This is a genomic window from Pseudoalteromonas sp. P1-30 (genome assembly GCF_001400005.1).
Lineage (GTDB): Bacteria > Pseudomonadota > Gammaproteobacteria > Enterobacterales > Alteromonadaceae > Pseudoalteromonas > Pseudoalteromonas atlantica.
In genome coordinates this window covers 45763-66404 of sequence record NZ_LKBC01000020.1, presented here as the reverse complement: position 1 = coordinate 66404, position 20642 = coordinate 45763, and the positions used below count along the sequence as shown (strand labels likewise).

The following is a 20642-nucleotide window of genomic DNA, read 5'->3' as shown; positions in this document are numbered from 1 at the left end:
AAAATTAATGAGATACGTCTATATCAATCATTTTATGGCGAATAGCCAAATGAGTAAGCTCAACGTCGCCCCCTACGTTTAATTTTTCAAACATACGGTAACGGTAGCTGTTCACTGTTTTTGAACTTAAATTTAAGCGCTCGGCAATATCTTGAGCTTTTTCACCTTTGGTGATCATTAGCATAATTTGTAGCTCGCGCTCAGATAAGCTTTGAAAAGGGTTTTCATCGGTACGCCCTGTTACTTGTGCAAGGGCTATTTGTTGTGCAATTTCTGGGGCGATATAACGCTGACCTGCATGAACAGACCGTATAGCACGAACCATTTCATCAGAGCCTGCACCTTTGGTTAAAAAGCCATGCGCGCCAATTTGCATCACTTTTGATGGAAACGGGTCTTCGCAATTAACCGTAAGCACAATAATTTTTACATCTGGGCAATAGCGACAAATCTTTTTTGTGGCCTCTAAGCCACCCATGCCAGGCATGTTCATATCCATTAATACAATATTAGGTGCGTGCTGGCGACAAAACTGTACCGCAGCCTCTCCATCTTTAGCTTCGCCTACCACTTTAAAACCACGTACATCATCTAATATACGTTTTATACCAGTTCGTACCAGCTCATGGTCATCAACTAAAAGCACATTAATCAATGTAATACCCTCATTAACCTAACAATACGCGACAAACAATCTAATTTGCCACATTACCACAGTTAAAGCGAAACAATAACTAATATTATTGCTTCGCTTTAGGTGTACTCATCTTTTAGCATTATTTTACTACTGCTAAATACCAGTACTTTAGTTTTTTATGACGCTGCTTTTTCGCTAAAACGGTCTACCCATAGGGCAATAATACCATCGCCTGTTACATTACACGCAGTACCAAAGCTATCTTGCGCAAGGTAAAGTGCAATCATAAGTGCAACAGCGCCTTCGTTAAAGCCAAGCATACTGGTTAATAAACCGAGCGCCGACATTACTGCTCCACCAGGTGCACCTGGCGCTGCAATCATTACTACCCCTAACATCATAATAAACGGCAGCATCCCCATTAAAGAAGGTACTTCCATGCTTGGCGATAAAAACATTACGGCCATTGCACACGTCACAATCGTAATGGTAGAACCCGATAAATGGATAGTAGCGCACAGTGGCACTGTAAAGTTTGCTACATCTTCTTTTACGTTATTTGCTTTGCTTGATTGCAAAGACACCGGAATGGTTGCCGCGCTCGACATTGTCCCCAGCGCTGTAAAATAAGCAGGAAGCATATTTTTAACGAGCTCCAACGGGTTACGTTTAAGTAATATCCCCGTAGAAACATATAATACGGTTAGCCACAGCCAGTGCATAACAAGTGCAGCAATAAGCACAACACCAAAGGTTTGCAGTGTATCGACCACGGTCCCTGCTACGGTCATTTCTGCAAATACACCCGCAATGTAAAATGGTAATGCCGGAATAATTACTTTAGATAATAAAGCATCGATTACATCGCGACCCTGATCAGACACTTTTTTAAGTGTTTCTAATTCAAGTTGGCTCATGCCAATACCAAACACAAATGCAGTCACAAGCGCTGTCATTACACCCATCAGCGGTGGAATTTCTAAATCAATAAAACTGCCAATTTCAGTGGCAACTTCGGCTTCAAACGTAATATTGCCACTTAGCAGTGGAATAACCGCACTTACTAATAAAAAGGCAAGCGTACCTGCAATTACTGTAGAGCTATAAGCAAAGCCAACGGTTTTACCTAATAAATGGCCAGACCCTTTAGGCAAGCCCGCAATGCCCGAAGCAATAAAAAATAAAATAATTAATGGAATGGTAAAAGAAATGAGTTGGCCAATAAGTTCTTTAACAGTAAATAAAAGCTCAACACCTGTGAGAGGCACATAAAGCCCGACCAAAATACCGGCCACAATACCGGCAATTAATTTTAAGATTAACTTCATTGTGATTGCTTAGTTGAATATAGATAGAGTGTTTTTAACATGTTTTAGGCGCATTGTGTGATAAAAGTATTCAAGTTATATTCATGTGCGCAAATAACACACAAAAACATCGCAATAATTAGCCTACTCTGAGCATTTTTTAACTACGTGGCGAAATTTACTCTTTAAATTTAAAAATGAGCCCGCATCTTTAATAACTAAAGCAACAATAATAACTAATTTTTATTTCGGCTGGTTATAAGCCCAATAGATATATGTTATAGCCAAACTTTACTTTAGTTTTTTTAAACTCGCAGTAAAGTGTATTTATATAGTTAATAGCAAAGGCTATTAACACATTGATCAGATTGTATCCAAAGGAACATTATGTCTACTATTTTTGAAGATAACTCACTAAGCATTGGTAATACACCACTGGTAAAGCTTAATCGCGTAACAGGCGGAAACGTTTACGCTAAAGTAGAATCGCGTAATCCTAGCTTTAGTATTAAATGTCGTATTGGTGCATCAATGATTTGGGAAGCTGAAAAATCAGGTCAGCTTGTTGAAGGTAAAGAACTAATTGAACCTACATCGGGTAATACAGGTATTGCCCTTGCATTTGTTGCAGCAGCACGTGGTTATAAATTAACACTTACCATGCCAAATACAATGAGCCTAGAGCGCCGCAAACTATTAAAAGCATTAGGCGCTAACTTAGTGCTTACAGATGGCGCTAAAGGTATGAATGGCGCAATTGAAAAAGCAAAAGAAATTCAGGCAACAGATCCAGAAAAATACATTTTATTACAACAGTTCGAAAACCCAGCTAACCCTAAAATTCACTTTGAAACAACCGGCCCTGAAATTTTTGAAGCGCTTGATGGTAAAGTAGACTTTTTTGTAGCAGGCGTAGGCACTGGCGGTACTATTACAGGTGTTAGCCGTTACCTTAAAAACGAAAAAGGCCTAGATGTTAAAGCGATTGCAGTTGAGCCAACTAACTCACCTGTTATTAGCCAAACGCTTGCAGGCGAAGAAGTAAAACCAGGTCCACATAAAATTCAAGGTATTGGCGCAGGGTTTATTCCTGGTAATCTTGATTTAAGTGTGATTGATGGTGCTGAGCAAGTATCAAACGAAGATGCTATTGCAATGGCTCATGAGCTAATGAAAAAAGAAGGTATTTTAGTGGGTATTTCATCAGGCGCAGCTGTTGTTGCCGCTAAACGCCTTGCTGAAAAGCCAGAAAACGCTGATAAAAATATTGTGGTGATTTTACCAAGTGCCACAGAGCGTTACCTGTCTAGCCCAATGTTTGCTGAAGAATTTAGCGAGCAAGAATTAGTACAGTAAACTTCTCTCCTTGAGATACTTAAAAGGATGCTTATGGCATCCTTTTTTATTATTTATGATTCAATTTTCTATTTATTCCCCAGTGCTGCTTTACATCTTGTTTAATTAACCACACACTTTAAAAAAACTAATTAAAAACATTCAACATGAAAAAAATAACAGCTTATTTAAGTTTTATCGTATGCTTATTTTTAGCCGCCTGTGGCGATAGCGTACAAACGCTGGGCGACTCACCGGGCGATACAGCCACCGCTTACTTTGATGCATTGTATAATCAAAAAGATTTACAAAAAGCCAGCACAATGGCCACCCCTAACCTAAGCCGGATTATGAAATCCTATGGCACCGCTAAGCAATTTGCCCGAAACTTAGTAAACCTGCAATACGATGAAGTAGTAATTGAAGTCGATATGACCAATATGAGTGTACGCGAACAATATGGCGATAACGCCAAAATAAACCTCATTTTTACAGGCTACTTTAATGGCGATAAAGTCGATGATATGCGCAGCGTTAAAATGCTTCGTAAAAAAGGGAAATGGTATATCGATAAAATAGTTGCAGACCCTTACGCACGCTAACTTATACACCACAAAAAAGGCCTTACACATGTAAGGCCTTTTTGCGTTTAGCGCTTATCTTAAGCGTTATAATTCACCGGGTTTAAAGTTATCAACGGCAATTGCTTGTTTTCTTAGTTTATTGGTATGGTGCATTGCATCGGCATCTGCTTGCGCAAGGAGCTCATTCTCTAGTGCGTAATTTATTGCGCCTTCTATGTCGAGCGTTGCAGGGACCTTACCACTGCGTTGCCAGTGTTTTAACTCTTTAAACTGTGTTTGCATATCGTGCATAGCTAAAAATGCATTTTCCATCACGCCCGTGCCCGCATTTTCATCTACATAACATAAGTGCGTTAAGCGGTTTCTAAACACCCCAGGTTGCGTCATATGCTCGCAAATCCTTTGGGCTGTTTCATCACTTGGCTTGTGGTAGTGATTCCCCAGCGGAAACACAATGCGTTTAAGTAAAAAGTTAACCACCGGATTTGAAAAGTTTTTGAAAAAACCATCAAACGCTTGGCCTATCTCATAAAGAGAATTTTCAATAGCGTATTTCACAAAAGGTAAATCAGCCTGTTGGCGCCCTTCATCTTCAAAGCGCTTTAATACAGTAGACGCCAAATATAAGTGGCTAAGCACATCACCTAAACGCGCCGAAATCATCTCTTTACGCTTTAACTCGCCACCAAGTACCAACATGGCTACATCTGTAGTAAAAGCAAGCCCTCGGCTCATTCTGCTTAGCTGTTTGTAATACACTGCGGTTGCACCGCACACGGGCGCTTTTGCCAAACAGCTTCGCGTAAGACCATGCACAAAAGCCATGCCGGCGTTACTGGCAGCAAATAAAATGTGCTTCATCAATAAACTATCAAATTGATCAAGTGCTGCATCATCGTCTTCCATTGCGGCAGCTTCCATTTCCTTTAACACAAATGGATGACAACGGGTGGCACCTTGGCCAAAAATCATTAAGTTGCGGGTTAAAATGTTTGCCCCTTCAACGGTAATCGATACCGGGATCCCCATATAACCATGGGCTAAATAGTTATTAGGCCCAACTTGAATACCTTTACCAGAATGAATGTCCATTGCATCGTTCATTACCGTACGCCCCATTTCGGTCATATGGTATTTTGCAATGGCGGTAACAACCGATGGGCTAAGTTTTAAATCTATTGCGCCTGCGGTCATTAAACGCGCAGACTCTAACGTATACGTTAACCCGCCAATACGGGCTAAGGCTTCTTGTACACCTTCAAATTGGCCAATTGATACACCAAACTGTTGGCGTACCACAGAGTAAGCAGAGGTCATTTTAGAGGCTAAATGCCCTGTTGCGGTGCTTAGTGCAGGTAAAGAAATACCGCGTCCAGCACTTAAACACTCAACCAACATGCGCCAGCCTCGCCCTGCGCCCTGCTCACCGCCAATAATCCAATCTAGCGGAATAAAAACATCTTTACCGTAGGTAGTTCCGTTCATAAATGCCATATTTAATGGATAATGGCGCTCACCCGTTTCTACCCCTTCGTGATCTGTAGGAATTAGCGCACAGGTAATACCTAGCTCTTTTTCATCGCCTAATAACCCATCTGGGTCATACATTTTAAAGGCAAGGCCAAGTACGGTTGCCACCGGCGCAAGCGTAATATAACGCTTAGACCAATTTAAACGCAGGCCTATTACCTCTTCACCATTATGCTGCCCTTTACACACTACGCCTGAGTCGGGAATACTGCCCGCATCAGAGCCTGCTTCTGGGCCGGTAAGTGCAAAACACGGTACATCTTTACCACTTGCAAGGCTTGGCAGCCAACGGTCTTGTTGCTCTTTTGTGCCATAATGCAGTAACAGCTCGCCTGGGCCTAAGCTATTAGGCACCATAACAGTAACCGCCGCAGTTAAGCTTTTTGTGGCAATTTTTGACACTATGGTTGAATTAGCAATGGCAGAGAACTCACGTCCACCAAATTTTTCAGGAATGATCAGCGCAAAAAAGCCCTGTGTTTTTAAGTAATCCCAGACTTCTTTTGGCAGGTCTTTGTCTTTTTGTACAATTTGGTAATCATCTAGCATCGCCAGTAGCGTGTTAACCTGATTATCCATAAAGTCATTTTCTTTATCGCTAAGCTCAGGCCTTGGAAAGTTATGCAGTTTTTGCCAATCTGGATTACCACTAAATAGCTCACCATCCCACCATACATCGCCGGCTTCCATTGCCTCTCGCTCAGTTTGCGAGAGCGGCGGAAGTACCTTTTTAAACATTTTAAACGTAGGACGGCTGATCAGGTTAAGGCGAATATCTTTGACTGCAAAAATAACCACCACCACGACCAGCAATATTATAAATACTGACATGAGCACATTCCTTTTACATTGAATGAAAATAGTAACTTAATTATGACCCATCTTAGTTTAAATACAATCATTGCGCGATGCACCACACGCCTTAACGTATTAATTTTATTGTTTTAAACATCGCTGCTATTATCACTTTCTTAATAACAATAAACCAAAGGAATACAATGAACACACCACGCTTTAAACTAAGTATGAGCGCCCTCATAGTCGCAAGTACATTAGCACTAGCCGCCTGCGAAGCAGAAATAGCCATAGACACTAGTGATTCAGCACAGACCGAAAAGCCTCTTACAAAACAAGATGCCAATGCATTTATTGCCAAAGCCGAGCAAGAGCTAAGTGAGCTTTACCTAGAGTCGAGCCGCGCTGAGTGGATTTACGCAAACTTTATAACACACGACACCTCGGCGTTATCTGCCGAAGTTAATCGTAAAATGACCGAGTCGGTCGTACGTTTAGCCAATCAGGCAGCACAATTTGACGACTTAGCGCTTGATTACGATGCACGCCGCAAGCTTAATAAACTTAAACTTGCGCTTACTTTACCCGCTCCTCAGGACGCCGAAAAAACAGCCCAACTTTCAACTATTGTGGCAGAACTAGGTGGTTTATACGGTAAAGGTAAATACTGTAAAGACGATGGCAGCTGTTTAAGCCTAGGTGATATGACCGCAAAGATGGCCACCAGCCGTGATTACAACGAGCTACTTGATTTATGGCAAGGGTGGCGTCAAATTTCAAAGCCAATGCGCCCACTTTACGAGCAGCAAGTAACCCTTACAAACAAAGGGGCTAAAGAGCTAGGTTATGCTGATACCGGCGCAATGTGGCGCAGCAAGTACGATATGCCAGCCGATGACTTTACAACCGAGCTTGACCGCATTTGGGGGCAAGTAAAGCCACTTTATAACTCACTGCATTGCCATGTACGCGCTAAATTAGGCGAAAAATACGGCACCGACAAAGTAGCCCAAGATGAGCCTATTCCTGCGCATTTATTAGGAAACATGTGGGCGCAAGCGTGGGGTAACATTTACGATGTGGTCGCGCCAGAAAACGCCGATCCGGGTTACGATGTTACCGAGCTATTAGCTAAAAATAATTACGACGAGCTAAAAATGGTTAAAGGTGCTGAAACCTTTTTTACCTCAATGGGGTTTGAGCCACTGCCAGAGACTTTTTACGAGCGTTCGTTATTTGTAAAACCGAAAGACAGAGACGTGCAGTGTCATGCCTCTGCTTGGAATATAGATAACAAAGACGATTTACGCATTAAAATGTGTATTCAACGCACCGGCGAAGAATTTTCTGTTATTCACCATGAGCTAGGCCACAACTTTTATCAGCGCGCTTATAATAAACAACCTTTATTTTATCAAGAAAGTGCCAACGATGGTTTTCACGAAGCCATTGGCGACACCATTGCTTTATCGGTTACACCCGGTTACTTAAAAGAGATTGGTTTACTCGAGCAAGTACCTGATGAGTCAAAAGACATTGGCTTACTAATGAAAATGGCGCTAGATAAAGTCGCGTTTGTGCCCTTTAGCTTAATGGTTGATCAATGGCGCTGGCAGGTATTTTCGGGCCAAGTAAAGCCACAAGATTATAATAAAGCGTGGTGGGAGCTACGTGAAAAATACCAAGGTGTGAAAGCGCCTATTGCACGTAGCGAAGATGACTTTGATCCAGGTGCTAAATACCACGTACCAGGCAACACTCCTTATACACGTTACTTTTTAGCGCATATTTTACAGTTTGAATTTCACCGTAGCTTATGTGAAATAGCCGGTAACGATAAAGCCATTCACCGCTGCTCTATTTATAATTCAAAAGAAGCAGGGGATAAGCTAAACGCAATGCTGGAAATGGGCTCTTCTCGTCCATGGCAAGAAGCCCTTGAAACCATCACTGGCAAGCCACAAATGGATGCAACCGCTATGCTTGATTACTTTGCACCGCTGCAACGCTATTTAGATGAGCAGAACAAAGACCGTAATTGCGGCTGGTAAAACTTTTACCACGGTTAATTTAAGTTAAAAACATCAAAGCCCGCTACAGTAGCGGGCTTTTATGCTTTTAATTAAGTACAGGGCTTAATTAAAACTGAAAACGCATGTTTGCAAAGTATGCATCGTTATCAGAGTCATCTGCATTGTTCTCGTAACCTACTTTAAGACCAATGTTTTTATTGATGAAGTGCTGAGCACCAAAGCTGTATGTATCTTGCTTGTTGTAGTTAGCAAATACCGAGGTTGCTTTTGAGAAGTAGTAGTTAGTTTCTGCTACCCACTGGTTTTCTGCATCTTCAATGCTCTCGTATTTACCTTCAAACGTTAAAAAGTTACCTTGCTGTAAGTCAATAAAGTACTTAGCTGCAACAGCGCGGTAATCAAAGTCGTCATCAGATGTAAGTGTTACACCTACGTAGTCTGTGCTGTTTAGCATGTGATTGTATGCTAAATCAAACAAAGCAAAGTCATCGCCGTCTTTGTTTTCAACAAGCGTTACTTTTGCTAATAAATCAGGGTTAAAGAAGTAGCCACCAGTTAGCTTGTAAAGCTCACCGTTAGAGCCCGAATCTGGGTCAAGGTTTTCGTAAGATGCGCCAACAACAAATTCATTAATAAAGTATTCGCCACCAATGTTAGTAACATCGCCAAAGTCGTCATCAGCATAACCGCCGTAAACGTTAGTTTGTTTATTAATGTACTCAAACTGATCGTACGGACCTAATGTTTTTTTAGGAGATAGGTAATAAATAGAGTCTACAGCAACGGTGTCGTTGTTATCGCTATCTTTGTAGCTTAAATTACTGATTGAATTGTAGCTGTCTGCAGCAGCCGCAGTGCTAGATAATAAAATGCTTGAAATAATAACTGCTAATTTTTTCATTGTAAGACTTCCCTTTGTGCATTGCTTTTTATGCTTTAGCTCATTGACTAAAGTGGGGATATGCTAACGCTGAGAAACTGAATGAAAACTTAATTAAGCAGTTGTATTTATTAAGTTAATTGTAAGTAGGTGTAAGAAACTGTAAATTTAAAGTAGTTGCAACATATAGTCAACAACTACTTAAAGCATGTTCAGCAAACTAAAGCGCATGCTGACTTATTACACGATAAACTTCGTTAATATTATCGCCCGATTTAAACTCTTTACTAATAGGCGTTGGGTCTGAACCAATCCAAATTTTAAGCTCGGCATCTAAATCAAAGTGCCCTGCACTTTCTTTACTAAACTTAGTAATTTTAGAATAAGCAATACTCACCATTTCCATTTTAGAGCCGGTCATACCTTGCTTATCAATTAAAATTAAACGCTTATTAGTAAAAATAAACATATCGCGAATCACCTTATAGGCTTTTTCTACTTGTTCGCCATCTATTAGGGTATTAGCAAGTACTTTTTCTAAATCAGAATCATCTACTTCGCTTGCATTTCCCATTAAACCACTGAGTAGTCCCATTATGCTTTCTCCTGTGTAAATATTTGATTTTCTAAGGTGTGACCATTTACTAACTGCCTATATTGCCAGTTTTGTTGATGGCAAAAGTTTAATAAAGCAATATCAAGTGGCTCACCGGTTGGCTGGTACTCAATCACGTATTCTTTATGTTGGCTCATATACACACGGCTTACACCTGCTAACGCCTGCAGTTGCTGCTCCACATTTTGATACGCCTCGTTGAGCATTAAGGTATAAAAGTGAGTATGCGTATTGTTGTCTTTTGTTTGGTGCTCGCTCAAAATGCCCTTATCTAGGTGGAGCACTTGGGAGCATAATCGCTCAAGTTCGGTTAAATCGTGCGAACTTAAAATAAAGGTGGCTTCATCGCTTAAGCTCGATACCAGCTCTCGCACCTCCCTGGCATGAATAGGGTCAAGCCCTGCTGTGGCTTCATCAAGCATCACTATTTTCGGCGAGCCAATCAGCGCTTGTGCTATCGTTACCCGTTTGCGCATACCGTGAGATAAATCGCCCGCACGCTGTTTAGCGACTTCTTTTAAGCCTACCAAATCAAGTACGCGCAGCGCTTCATTGTGGCTTTGTTTAGCGCCCATGCCTTGAAGCTTGCCATAAAACGCCAGTTGCTTATCTATATTAAAACGCGGATCTAACTGCGCATCTTGCGGTAATGCACTCACTTGGTTGAACAACGCTGCACTACCAGGCTTATGCCCTAAAATACTGAGCTCACCGTGGCTTGGGTTAATATAGCCGCACAATAAACTAAATAATGTGGTTTTACCGGCGCCATTAGGACCCACTAACGCCACAGGTGCGCCTTTTTGAATTTCAAAGCTTACGTTGTTAAGTGCTTGCTTTGCGCCATACGATTTACTCAAGCCGCTGGCTTTTATTAATACGCTCATAGCGAACTCCTTGTAAATATTCGATGCGCAATCGCTATAAATACAGCACTTTGAATAAGCGGCACACCTAAGGCACTTAATAAAGGTAGGTTTTGCCCAGCTAAAAGCTCAGAATTAACCCCAGGGAAAAGGTAATCGAGCGCATTTAAAGCCGGTACTTGCCACGCCAATATACCCACAATAATGCCGCCACCAGCAAAATATAAAATGGCTAACACAATTGCTAAACGAGACGAGCGAGCAAACGTGTTAATCAAACTCATTAATGCCACAAACGGGCTAAGTACCACCACCATTATTATAAATATAGAAACCGCACGGCTTAACCCCCCCATTAATAGGCTAGGCTCTCTGTAACCAAGTACGCCAAGGGTTGCCACTAGGGTAATAGCTAATAAACACGCTAACACGCCAAGCTGACCTAAAAAACGGCCAAATAAAATTTCAAACCGTGTAGAGCGCAATGATAAAAACCGTAATGTGCCGCGCTCTCTATCGCCAACGGTTTGATCGCTTGATATAAAAATAGCAAACAGCGGAAAGCTATACAAAGCGACTAGCCAGTACATAGCAAATTCGGCCTCAGGCCAATCAAGCAACTTACTTAAACCAATACTGCCTGAAATATCGCGTGCCATTTGTTCAAAATTGGGCGCACTAATAATGCTGACGGCTTGGCCTATCGGGTAGCGTAAAATAAGTAACCAAACAAGGGCAAAGGCGGCCATTGCAATTAAGCCGCGCTTGGTTAAAAACATACGTACTAGCTCAAAACCCGCTATTTGGGTTAATCGCCCTATGTTCACTAATGATGATGTTGCCATTGGCTTTCCTTAATGACGTTGCTCATGCTTTAAAATAAAGCGTAATGTAACAACAGTAAGTGTAAACACCTTGAATTACCAGCAAAAAAAAGCTCACCATAAGTGAGCTTTGTAACAAACCGTTTAAATGTAACAGGCCAAACTTTGTTTATTTAGCCTATTTTTATAAATGCTGTTGGTATACCTCAAGCGCTTGGCTTAAGTCATTAATTAAATCATCAATGTCTTCAAGGCCAATATGCAAGCGAATAACAGGGCCTAAATCCCAACCGGTGTTCGAACGTAAACCTTTCATGGTCAAATTGGCGGTGACTAAACTTTCAAAGCCGCCCCACGAAAAGCCCATTTTAATGTGCTCAAGGCTATCTAAAAACGCATCAATGGCTTTTTGGTTACCGGTTTTCATTACAAATGAAAACAACCCATTGCTGCCATCAAAGTCGCGCTTAAAAAATTCATGCCCAGGGCAGCTTGCAAATGCAGGATGGCGAATATGATCAACTAACTCATGTTGCTCAAGCCATTTTGCCACCTCTATAGCCGCCTTTTCGTGCTGATTTAAACGTACTGCCATAGTGCGTAAGCCTCTAAGCGCTAAATAGGCATCATCTGCGCTGGTGCATTGCCCCAATAAGTACGACTGCTCACGCAGGGTTGGCCAGTACTTTTTATTTGCCACTGCTACACCCATCATTACATCAGAGTGGCCAACAATGTACTTAGTTGCTGCTTGAATACTAATATCTACACCGTGTTCAAGTGGGCGGTAATGCAAGCCATTGCCGTAGGTGTTATCAAGCATGGTCATAATATTATGCTCATTGGCTACTTTAACCATGGCAGGTACATCTTGTATTTCCATGGTTATAGAGCCAGGCGATTCTAAAAACAGCACTTTTGTGTTTGGCTGAATATACGCCTCAATACCTGCGCCAATCGTGGGTGGGTAATAAGTGGTGGTAACACCTAACCCCGCTAAAATTTTATCGCAAAAATCACGCGTAGGTTCATACACGTTATCAACCATTAAAATATGATCGCCCGCTTTTACAAACGACAATAACGCTTGGCTTATTGCCGCAGCGCCGCATGGGTAAAGTGCGCAGCCTTCGCCGCCTTCAAGCTCGGTTATCGCCTCTTGCAAGGCAAAATGTGTAGTTGTGCCACGGCGGCCATAAAATAATGTTTTATCACCGCGGGTTTTAGCGGCTTCTTTTAATTCGGCCACGCTGTCAAATACAATTGTAGAAGCACGCTGTACTACGGGGTTTACCACACCATGGGTGTAGGCTTTTTTACGCCCCGTTGATACTAACTGGGTATTTTTATTTTTACTTGTCGACATTACCAATCCTTAAACCTTATTAGAAAGCCATTGTTCAATTAAAAAACGCGAAATTGAATCGACCCGAGGGAGTTTATAATGATCGCCTTCATCGCCCATATTGCCAAACGCCTTAACTTCTTCGCGCGTAAACCATTTGGCATCGTCTAATTCGTCTTTATCTACGTTTATTTGCTCAGTTTTAGCCTGAGCAATAAAACCCAACATAATAGATGAAGGAAATGGCCAAGGTTGCGAGGCAATATAACGTACATTATCAACGTCAATGCCTGCTTCTTCTTTAACTTCGCGCGCTACAGCTTGCTCTAGTGTTTCACCTGGGTCTACAAAGCCCGCCAATGACGAATACATGCCTTGTTGCCATATTGCTTGGCGACCCAATAAACAACGCTCTATTCCATCTTCAAATTCTTTAGTAACCACCATAATTACTGCAGGGTCAGTGCGTGGAAATGTAGGGTGCTTGCAGTGCTCGTTTTCACATAGGCGAGAATGCCCTGCTTCTATTAATGTATTTTTACTGCCACAACGCCCACAAAAACTATGCGTCGCATGCCAATAACATAAGCCACGGGCAAGAGCGGCGATAGAGCCATCTTGTATATCAACGTGAGGGCCATATTGGCGTATATCAAAAAACTGTGCGTCGCCTATAACGCACTTGAGTTCGTCATCGTGTATGGCTGAAACATCTAACGCAAACACACCCTGTTGCTCGGTATTTGAGCCTAAATAAATAGCGTTTGATAAATCTAAATGGGCAACTTGCTGATACGTTAAGTAGCACACTTGAGCTGCGTCTTTATAAAACAAAGTGTGGTTATTATTCACCAAAAGCCACTTACTTTGTGCCGACATTTGTGCGTTTAACCACGCCGCGTTTTTACGAAAATTAGACCCGCGGTCTAATGGCATGTCGCTGTAATAAAGCATGTGAGTCCTCAATAACATGGTATGGCGTAAAATTACCATAACCGCTGAGTAAACCCAATTTATTACAGCAATAAAAAAAGCCTATATTAGCTATATAGGCTCTTTATTAAAAACTCTCATGTTGCAGGCACTTAGCCGCTATATTTTATGCTTTAGAGTAGCAAGCTATCATCAATTAAATGAAACTGTTCTGCACTTTGTTTTAGCACCTCAGCGGTTAACTTATCGGCGCCGTACACATCGCACGGTACATTGTATTGATTTTTTAAATGCCCTAGCAATAACGCAAAGTCGCCATCACCAGAGAGCAAAATAACTTTATCGAGGTTTTTGCCTTGCTCTAGCATATCTATCGTTATGCCTACATCCCAATCCCCTTTTGCGCTGCCGTCGCGGCGCTGAATAAACGGCTTTAGTTTTACCTCAAAGCCAATAGCACGCAAAATATTTTGAAACTGGTTTTGTTTTTCATCACCGCGGTGAATGGCATACGCAAATGCACAATCTATAGAATACTGCTGCTTCATGTGCGCCCAAAATGCATTGTAATCAAAGTTTTTACGGTAACTTTCGCGGCACGTGTAATAAATGTTTTGTACATCAACAAAAATACCTACACGTGGCTTACTGATTTGCTGATCGTTTTGTAAAGTCATTTGTTTCCTTAAGTGCTCACAGCTCAGCGCAGCTGAAATAAAACGCCATTAACGAGTGAACCTTGCAATTTTGTTTTAAGTAACCTAAATTGGTTACTTAACTAAATGTAACCAAATTTGGTTACCTGATTCTATGTAACTGCATTAAGTTACTTTTTGGATTTTTATGATTGGTGTGATCAGCGGCGATATAATTAAATCGCAAAAAATACCTAAGCAGCAATACGATGCCATGCTTTATCAGCTAGAGCAAAGTTTGCGTGCAATTAGTGATAATACATCCCTGTGGACCATATACCGAGGTGATGCTTTTCAGTTACAAATAAATCAAAGCGAGCAGTTAATTAAAACCGCTATTATCATTTATTTGCATTTAAAGTCGGCAGGTTACGAGCTACGCCAAAGTATGGCCTTAGGTGAGGTAGACAACCCACGCAGCGATATAAAAACAGCCACCGGCTCGGCCTTTGTGCTCTCAGGGCAAGGCCTTGATAAAATAGCCAACCAACGCTTTACCTTACAGGTAGCAAAGCACACCCTAGATGAGGGCTTTAGCCTTAACCTTGCCTTTATTGATACCTTGCTTAGCAAAATAACGCAAAAACAAGCCAATGCACTTTACGTGTATTTAACCCAGGCCGATAACAGCCATGCAGCACTGGCAAAAGAGCTTAACACCAGTCGCGAAAATGTCACTAAATTGCTTAATTTAGCAAATTATCAGCTTATGGAGCGATTTATAGTACACGCTAAACAGGTCATAACAACGATTGCAAAAGGAAGTGAGTAATGGGGTTTTCGTTATTATTAGCGGCATTAATTATAGGCCACCTAGTCAGTGACTTTTTTTTACAACCAATGAGCTGGGTAAACGATAGAAACACCCACCACTTTAAAGCTAAAAAGCTCTACCTGCATGTATTAGTACACGGTGTGGTTAGCGCCGTTATTTTAGCGCTTTGGGAATATAGCTATGGCTGGCAACAACTAAGCACCGTGTTACTTTCAACAGCTGCAATTATGCTTAGCCACTACCTAATAGATATTGCTAAGTCGTATTCTAGCAAAGGGGTTGTGCCCTTTTTACTCGACCAAATAGCGCATATAGCCGTAATAATAGCGCTGTGTATTTATATAACTGATAACCAAAGTTTAATCGCGTACGTAAGCGCACTTGCCACAAACCCTAAAGTGCTTTGGGTTGTATGCGGATATTTAATTATATTAAGCCCAAGTGCCGTATTTATAAGAATGATGCTTGAAAGGCTCACCGCTAACTTTTCAAGTGAGGGCAGCTTACCGTTGGCCGGACAAAGCATTGGCATGATAGAGCGTGTACTTATGCTCAGCTTTATACTACTTGATCAATTTGCGGGGCTTGGCTTTTTGCTAGCTGCCAAGTCGGTATTTAGGTTTGGCGATTTAAGTGCCAGTAAAGATAAAAAGCTCACCGAGTACGTTATGCTAGGCACCTTACTAAGCGTTAGCGTTACCTTGTTTGTAGGATTAGGCGTTAATTCGTTGATTAGGTAAGTGTAAATTTCAGATAATAAAAAACGCGCTACTTCTATTAAAAAGGTAGCGCGTTTTTTTGTATTGGCGTTTAATTAAAGGCCAATACAATATTTAATAATGATTAATCGTTATTTGGGCGACGACGGCGCTGGCCATTACCACCTACCGATTGGCGCTTTGCCCATGGGCTTTGTGCGTTGTCATCGGTTTTGGCAGCTGGTTTTTTAGAGCCACCACGACGAGGGCCGGTACCGCTTCCCCCATTGTTTGGTTTTTTGCTGTTCGGCTTATCAGACTTAGGTTTGTTAAACGGCTGCTTTGCTTTTTTAGGCTTTTTAGGTTTAATTGGGCGAGCATCTAATGCGCGCTCAGGCACTGGGCTAGTTGGTTCAAATCCAGGCTCTTCAGCGCGAGGGATTAGCTCACCAATAAAACGTTCAATACCGTATAAATCAGCGGCGTCATCGGCTGTTACAAACGAAATAGCATGCCCTGATGCACCAGCACGGCCTGTACGGCCAATACGGTGAACGTAATCTTCGTATACGTTTGGTAAGTCGTAGTTAACCACATGCGGAAGCTCAACAATATCAAGGCCACGTGCCACAATATCAGTCGCTACTAGTACGCGTACTTCACCGCTTTTAAAACCATCTAATGCTTTAACACGAGCGCCTTGTGATTTATTACCATGAATAGCGGCACCTACTATGTCGTCGCGCTCAAGCTGTTTAACTAAACGGTTTGCACCGTGCTTGGTACGGCTAAACACTAATACTTGTTGCCAATCGTTGCTACGAATTAAATGGCTAAGTAATGCGGTTTTACGCGATTTATCAACAGCGTAAACGCTTTGCGTTACGCTTTTAGCAGTGGTGTTTTTTGCCGCAACTGATATTTCAACAGGGTCGTTAATTAACCCTTTTGCCAATGCTCGAATATCATCTGAAAACGTTGCCGAAAACATTAAGTTTTGGCGTTTAGGCGGCATTTTAGCAATCAGGCGTTTAATGTCGTGAATAAAGCCCATATCAAGCATGCGGTCCGCTTCATCAAGTACCAGCACTTCAACATTATCAAACTTAACAGCGTTTTGATTATGTAAATCGATTAAACGCCCAGGCGTGGCCACTAAAATATCAACCCCTTTACGAAGGCGCTGCATTTGTGGGTTTATTTTTACGCCGCCGTACACTACAAACGAACTTACAGCAGAGTGCTTAGCGTATTCTTCAACGTTTTCGCTTACCTGCAAAGCCAGCTCACGCGTAGGCGCTAAAATAAGGGCACGTACGTGGTTACTTTTTGCTTTACTGCCTTTAGATAACAGCTCAATTAGCGGTAACGTAAAACCAGCGGTTTTACCTGTGCCTGTTTGTGCAGCCGCCATCACATCGCGACGTTCAATAATTGCAGGAATTGCTTGAGCCTGAATAGGCGTTGGCGTTTCATAGCCCTTTTCTAAAACCGCGTTAACTAAAGACTGTGATAAACCTAAACCATCAAAACTCATAAAATCTCTCAATAAAAAAAAGGCCAAACCGGCCAAGGGCGCATTATACGCAACTAACTTAGAAATGCATGGAAATATTCACTTAGCAAATTAAGTGCTAACCTTAGAGTAGCTAATAACAATACAAATCAACGCTATGACATTAAAAACTAAAGCAAACCAAATAACACTTAAGCAATGCCTAGAAAGTATAGATTCAAAGCGTATTGAAGACACACAAACCTTACTAACCCTGTTTGAAAAAGTCACAGGGGCAAAGCCTGTTGTATGGGGTAAAGATATTATAGGGTTTGACCAATACAGCTATAAGTACGACTCCGGCCGCACAGGTGAATGGCCAATCACAGGATTTTCACCACGCAAAACTAAGCTTTCTATTTATATTATGCCTGGCTTTGATCACCCCAAAATAGCGGCATTATTAAATAAGCTTGGTAAACATAGCCTAGGTAAAAGCTGTTTGTACGTGACAAAATTGGAAAATATCGATTTAGCTATACTTGAGCAAATAATTGCTGAGTCGGTTTTAATAATGAAACAAACTTACCCAAAAAATTAATACCAATCCGCTTAATTAAGTGATCTATTTTGAGAATAGATAAACGTGTTGATAGCTAGACAATAAATTCGTTATTTAGTTGTTCTCGGCAATTGCTCCTGCATTACTCTACCTTCTGCATCCATATAGTCATAAATGAGAATTTTTTAACGCAGATAGCGACACGTTTAGCCCCTAAATATTGCGGATTGGTATAACCTTGCTTAAAAACAACAAAAGCGGCTAAAAGCCGCTTTTGGTTTATATTTAACTCAATAAATATAACGTTATTTAACACCTAGCTCGCGTAAACGCTCTTGTAGGTAGCTGTCTGCAGTGTAACGCTCAGAAAGCACAACATCAGGACGTGGGTGTAAAAACAGCGGTAAAGAAATACGCGACTTAGTCGACGCTTTACCCGTTGGGTTAATTACACGGTGAATAGTCGATGGGAAGTACCCGCCCGACGCTTCTTGTAACATGTCACCAATATTAATAATTAAGCTACCAAAGTCACATGGCACATCTAACCAACCGCCATCAGTTTTTTGAACTTGCAGACCTGGCTCGTTCGATGCAGGTAACACAGTTAATAAGTTAATGTCACCATGTGCTGCAGCGCGAATTGCACCTGGCTCTTCATCACCTGTCATTGGCGGGTAATGTAAAATGCGTAACAATGTTTGCTCAGAATCAGCAATCATGTCTTTTAAATCGATAGAAAACTTAGCACGTACATCGGCTGGTGCCTCTGCTTGAACCCAGCTTAAAAGCGTTGCTGCAAATTCGTTAGCTAAACGGTAGTACTCACGTACGTCGGCTTCAAGCTCTGCAGGCACGCGACCTTTAGGGTAAACATGAAAGTACTCTTTAATGTCTTTTACTGTAAAGCCTTTAGCTACCTCAGATACAGAAGGTGGGAAATAACCGTCTTGCGTTTCTTTAGAAAATAAAAAGTCGTGCTTTTGCTCTGAATTAAAAAAGTCTTGCCATTTTTCGTAAATAGACTCAACTAAAGATTGCGGGATTGGGTGGTTTTTTAATACACCAAAACCGGTGTTTCTTAACGATTCAACAAAGTGAGCAGCCGCATCGGGAGCTTTATAATCAACAGTAGGTAATTGCATTGTACGTTCCAGTGAATAGGTTGTTAGAAGTGAGCTGCTTTAAAATATAGCTAATTAGCCAATATAAAGTAGCAAAACCTTCATTATAGCGCTGTGCGAGGATAGACAAACCACCCAAAAAACATAAGGACAAATGTCCTCACGATGAAATAGTAAACAGTTTACTTGATCAAGATCAAAGCATAATAAACATTGAAATTACACTAGTTAGTGCTTATATCTTATCTATTATTGTAACGTATTTTAATGAAACACTAAGGCTCTTCTATGCGACAAAAAGTATCTTTTAAAAGCGGCGATTTAGAACTTGCAGGCCAGCTTGAACGCCCAGCCGGCGATGTAAAGTTTTATGCTTTATTTGCACACTGCTTTACCTGTGGTAAAGATATTGCTGCCGCTACGCGCATAAGCCGCGCCCTTACCCAACAGGGTATTGCCGTACTGCGCTTTGACTTTACCGGCCTTGGCAATAGCGACGGCGACTTTGCAAACAGTAACTTCTCATCAAATATTCAAGATTTAGTGGCCGCAGCCGATCACCTGCGTACGCACTTTGATGCGCCGCAGTTATTAATTGGCCACAGCTTAGGCGGCGCTGCCGTACTGGCTGCTGCAGAGCATATTCCTGAGGTATCGGCTATTACAACAATTGGCGCTCCTTCAGATGCGCAACACGTTGCACATAACTTTGAAGCCCATTTAGACGAAATAAACGCCGCAGGTGAAGCTAAAGTTAGCTTAGCTGGGCGCGAATTTACCATAAAAAAACAATTTGTAGAGGACATAGCAAAGTACGACCGTAGCCATATAGGCAAATTAAAACGCGCACTTTTAGTTATGCACTCCCCTGTTGATGCCACGGTTAATATTTCAGAAGCCGAGAAAATTTACGCATCAGCCAAACACCCAAAAAGCTTTATTAGCCTCGATAACGCCGACCACTTACTAAGTAATAAAAACGATGCCGAGTACGCTGCTACGCTTATTGCTAATTGGGCAAACCGCTACGTTAAATACGAGCAAAGCAACTACAGCGCAAAACTAGAAAACGGCAAAGTACTGGTTGAAGAAAAAGATCATATATTTACTCAGCACGTAAGTACTAAAGATCATACATGGCTTGCCGATGAGCCGTTAAAGGTAGGTGGCAGTAATTTAGGCCCCGATCCGTACGACCATATACTCGCAGGCCTAGGCGCGTGTACCTCAATGACACTGCGTATGTATGCAACCTTAAAAAAGCTGCCGCTTGATCATATAAAAGTAGAGCTTGAACACACCCGCGACTATTACAAAGATTGCGACAACGGCGAATGCACCCAAAACCTAGAGGCCATTACCCGTAAAATTACCCTACGCGGCGACTTAACCGAAGCACAGCGCCAGCGTCTGCTAGAAATAGCCGACAAATGCCCAGTGCATAAAACCCTGCATAACAGCCCAATTGTAGTAAGTGAATTAGTTGAGTGACTAAAACAAAAATAGCGCAGCTGTGGCTGCGCTATTTAGGGCCTGTTTACCTTTCGAGGTTGAATTTGCAGCAGTCTGTTTGGTATTTAGGCAAGGCAGAGCCTATGTAGTGTGGTT

At 41.7% G+C, this 20642-nt stretch carries 19 protein-coding genes; 7 read left to right on the top strand and 12 right to left on the bottom strand.

All coding sequences use genetic code 11. The annotated features are described in order from the left end of the window. Positions 1 to 4: 4 nt before the first annotated feature. Positions 5 to 655, bottom strand: a complete 651-nt coding sequence (gene uvrY / locus AN395_RS18500) for a UvrY/SirA/GacA family response regulator transcription factor (protein WP_004589511.1) — start codon at positions 653 to 655, stop codon at positions 5 to 7. A gap of 158 nt (positions 656 to 813) precedes the next feature. Then, on the bottom strand, positions 814 to 1965 hold the full coding sequence (locus AN395_RS18495; RefSeq protein WP_024033649.1) for a dicarboxylate/amino acid:cation symporter: 1152 nt from the start codon (positions 1963 to 1965) through the stop codon (positions 814 to 816). 366 nt (positions 1966 to 2331) lie between these two features. Between AN395_RS18495 and cysK the strand changes: the two genes are divergently transcribed. Together cysK and AN395_RS18485 are read left to right on the top strand one after the other, a co-directional pair. Further along, positions 2332 to 3300 carry a cysteine synthase A gene (cysK, locus tag AN395_RS18490; protein ID WP_004589513.1) on the top strand — a complete coding sequence of 323 codons (969 nt, stop codon included), beginning with the start codon at positions 2332 to 2334 and terminating at the stop codon, positions 3298 to 3300. Between the two features lie 146 nt (positions 3301 to 3446). Continuing rightward, on the top strand, positions 3447 to 3881 hold the full coding sequence (locus tag AN395_RS18485) for a hypothetical protein (RefSeq protein ID WP_029773124.1): 435 nt from the start codon (positions 3447 to 3449) through the stop codon (positions 3879 to 3881). A 66-nt stretch (positions 3882 to 3947) separates the two neighbouring features. Here AN395_RS18485 and AN395_RS18480 read toward each other — a convergent pair whose 3' ends face one another. Beyond that, positions 3948 to 6224, bottom strand: a complete 2277-nt coding sequence (locus AN395_RS18480) for an acyl-CoA dehydrogenase (protein WP_054983892.1) — start codon at positions 6222 to 6224, stop codon at positions 3948 to 3950. A 167-nt stretch (positions 6225 to 6391) separates the two neighbouring features. On the opposite strand from AN395_RS18480, the gene AN395_RS18475 reads away from it, so the two are divergent. After that, entirely contained in the window at positions 6392 to 8239 is a 1848-nt protein-coding gene (locus AN395_RS18475; RefSeq protein WP_054983891.1) for a M2 family metallopeptidase, read from the top strand. 88 nt (positions 8240 to 8327) lie between these two features. On the opposite strand, the gene AN395_RS18470 is transcribed toward AN395_RS18475, so the two are convergent. The 7 genes from AN395_RS18470 to AN395_RS18440 form a co-directional block, all read right to left on the bottom strand. Further along, positions 8328 to 9122 carry a putative porin gene (locus tag AN395_RS18470; RefSeq protein ID WP_004589517.1) on the bottom strand — a complete coding sequence of 265 codons (795 nt, stop codon included), beginning with the start codon at positions 9120 to 9122 and terminating at the stop codon, positions 8328 to 8330. 199 nt (positions 9123 to 9321) lie between these two features. Next, complete coding sequence (locus AN395_RS18465) at positions 9322 to 9696, bottom strand: PH domain-containing protein (RefSeq protein ID WP_004589518.1); 375 nt, start codon at positions 9694 to 9696, stop codon at positions 9322 to 9324. Beyond that, on the bottom strand, positions 9696 to 10604 hold the full coding sequence (locus AN395_RS18460) for an ABC transporter ATP-binding protein (protein ID WP_024033654.1): 909 nt from the start codon (positions 10602 to 10604) through the stop codon (positions 9696 to 9698). The genes AN395_RS18465 and AN395_RS18460 overlap by 1 nt, the downstream gene beginning before the upstream one ends. Beyond that, complete coding sequence (locus AN395_RS18455; RefSeq protein ID WP_054983890.1) at positions 10601 to 11428, bottom strand: ABC transporter permease; 828 nt, start codon at positions 11426 to 11428, stop codon at positions 10601 to 10603. Before AN395_RS18455 ends, AN395_RS18460 begins: the two co-directional genes overlap by 4 nt. Positions 11429 to 11591: 163 nt before the next feature. Next, on the bottom strand, positions 11592 to 12773 hold the full coding sequence (locus AN395_RS18450) for a cystathionine beta-lyase (RefSeq protein ID WP_054983889.1): 1182 nt from the start codon (positions 12771 to 12773) through the stop codon (positions 11592 to 11594). 9 nt (positions 12774 to 12782) lie between these two features. Beyond that, positions 12783 to 13706, bottom strand: a complete 924-nt coding sequence (nudC, locus tag AN395_RS18445; protein WP_054983888.1) for an NAD(+) diphosphatase — start codon at positions 13704 to 13706, stop codon at positions 12783 to 12785. Positions 13707 to 13858: 152 nt separating this feature from the next. Then, positions 13859 to 14362, bottom strand: a complete 504-nt coding sequence (locus AN395_RS18440) for an NYN domain-containing protein (protein WP_004589523.1) — start codon at positions 14360 to 14362, stop codon at positions 13859 to 13861. A 166-nt stretch (positions 14363 to 14528) separates the two neighbouring features. Here AN395_RS18440 and AN395_RS18435 point away from each other — a divergent pair, with 166 nt between their 5' ends. Both AN395_RS18435 and AN395_RS18430 read left to right on the top strand, forming a co-directional pair. Then, a complete protein-coding gene (locus AN395_RS18435; protein ID WP_054983887.1) occupies positions 14529 to 15152 on the top strand; it encodes a hypothetical protein in 624 nt (207 codons plus the stop codon). After that, complete coding sequence (locus AN395_RS18430) at positions 15152 to 15895, top strand: DUF3307 domain-containing protein (protein ID WP_054983886.1); 744 nt, start codon at positions 15152 to 15154, stop codon at positions 15893 to 15895. Before AN395_RS18435 ends, AN395_RS18430 begins: the two co-directional genes overlap by 1 nt. A 103-nt stretch (positions 15896 to 15998) precedes the next feature. On the opposite strand, the gene AN395_RS18425 is transcribed toward AN395_RS18430, so the two are convergent. Further along, positions 15999 to 17390, bottom strand: coding sequence for a DEAD/DEAH box helicase (locus tag AN395_RS18425; protein WP_054983885.1), 1392 nt, complete (start codon positions 17388 to 17390; stop codon positions 15999 to 16001). A gap of 136 nt (positions 17391 to 17526) precedes the next feature. Between AN395_RS18425 and AN395_RS18420 the strand changes: the two genes are divergently transcribed. Then, positions 17527 to 17949: a DUF1801 domain-containing protein gene (locus AN395_RS18420; protein ID WP_054983884.1), complete on the top strand. Its 423-nt coding sequence runs from the start codon at positions 17527 to 17529 to the stop codon at positions 17947 to 17949. Between the two features lie 266 nt (positions 17950 to 18215). On the opposite strand, the gene AN395_RS18415 is transcribed toward AN395_RS18420, so the two are convergent. Beyond that, a complete protein-coding gene (locus AN395_RS18415; protein WP_004589526.1) occupies positions 18216 to 19055 on the bottom strand; it encodes an isopenicillin N synthase family oxygenase in 840 nt (279 codons plus the stop codon). A 267-nt stretch (positions 19056 to 19322) separates the two neighbouring features. Here AN395_RS18415 and AN395_RS18410 point away from each other — a divergent pair, with 267 nt between their 5' ends. Beyond that, complete coding sequence (locus AN395_RS18410; RefSeq protein ID WP_024033663.1) at positions 19323 to 20525, top strand: bifunctional alpha/beta hydrolase/OsmC family protein; 1203 nt, start codon at positions 19323 to 19325, stop codon at positions 20523 to 20525. The last annotated feature ends 117 nt before the right edge of the window (positions 20526 to 20642 follow it).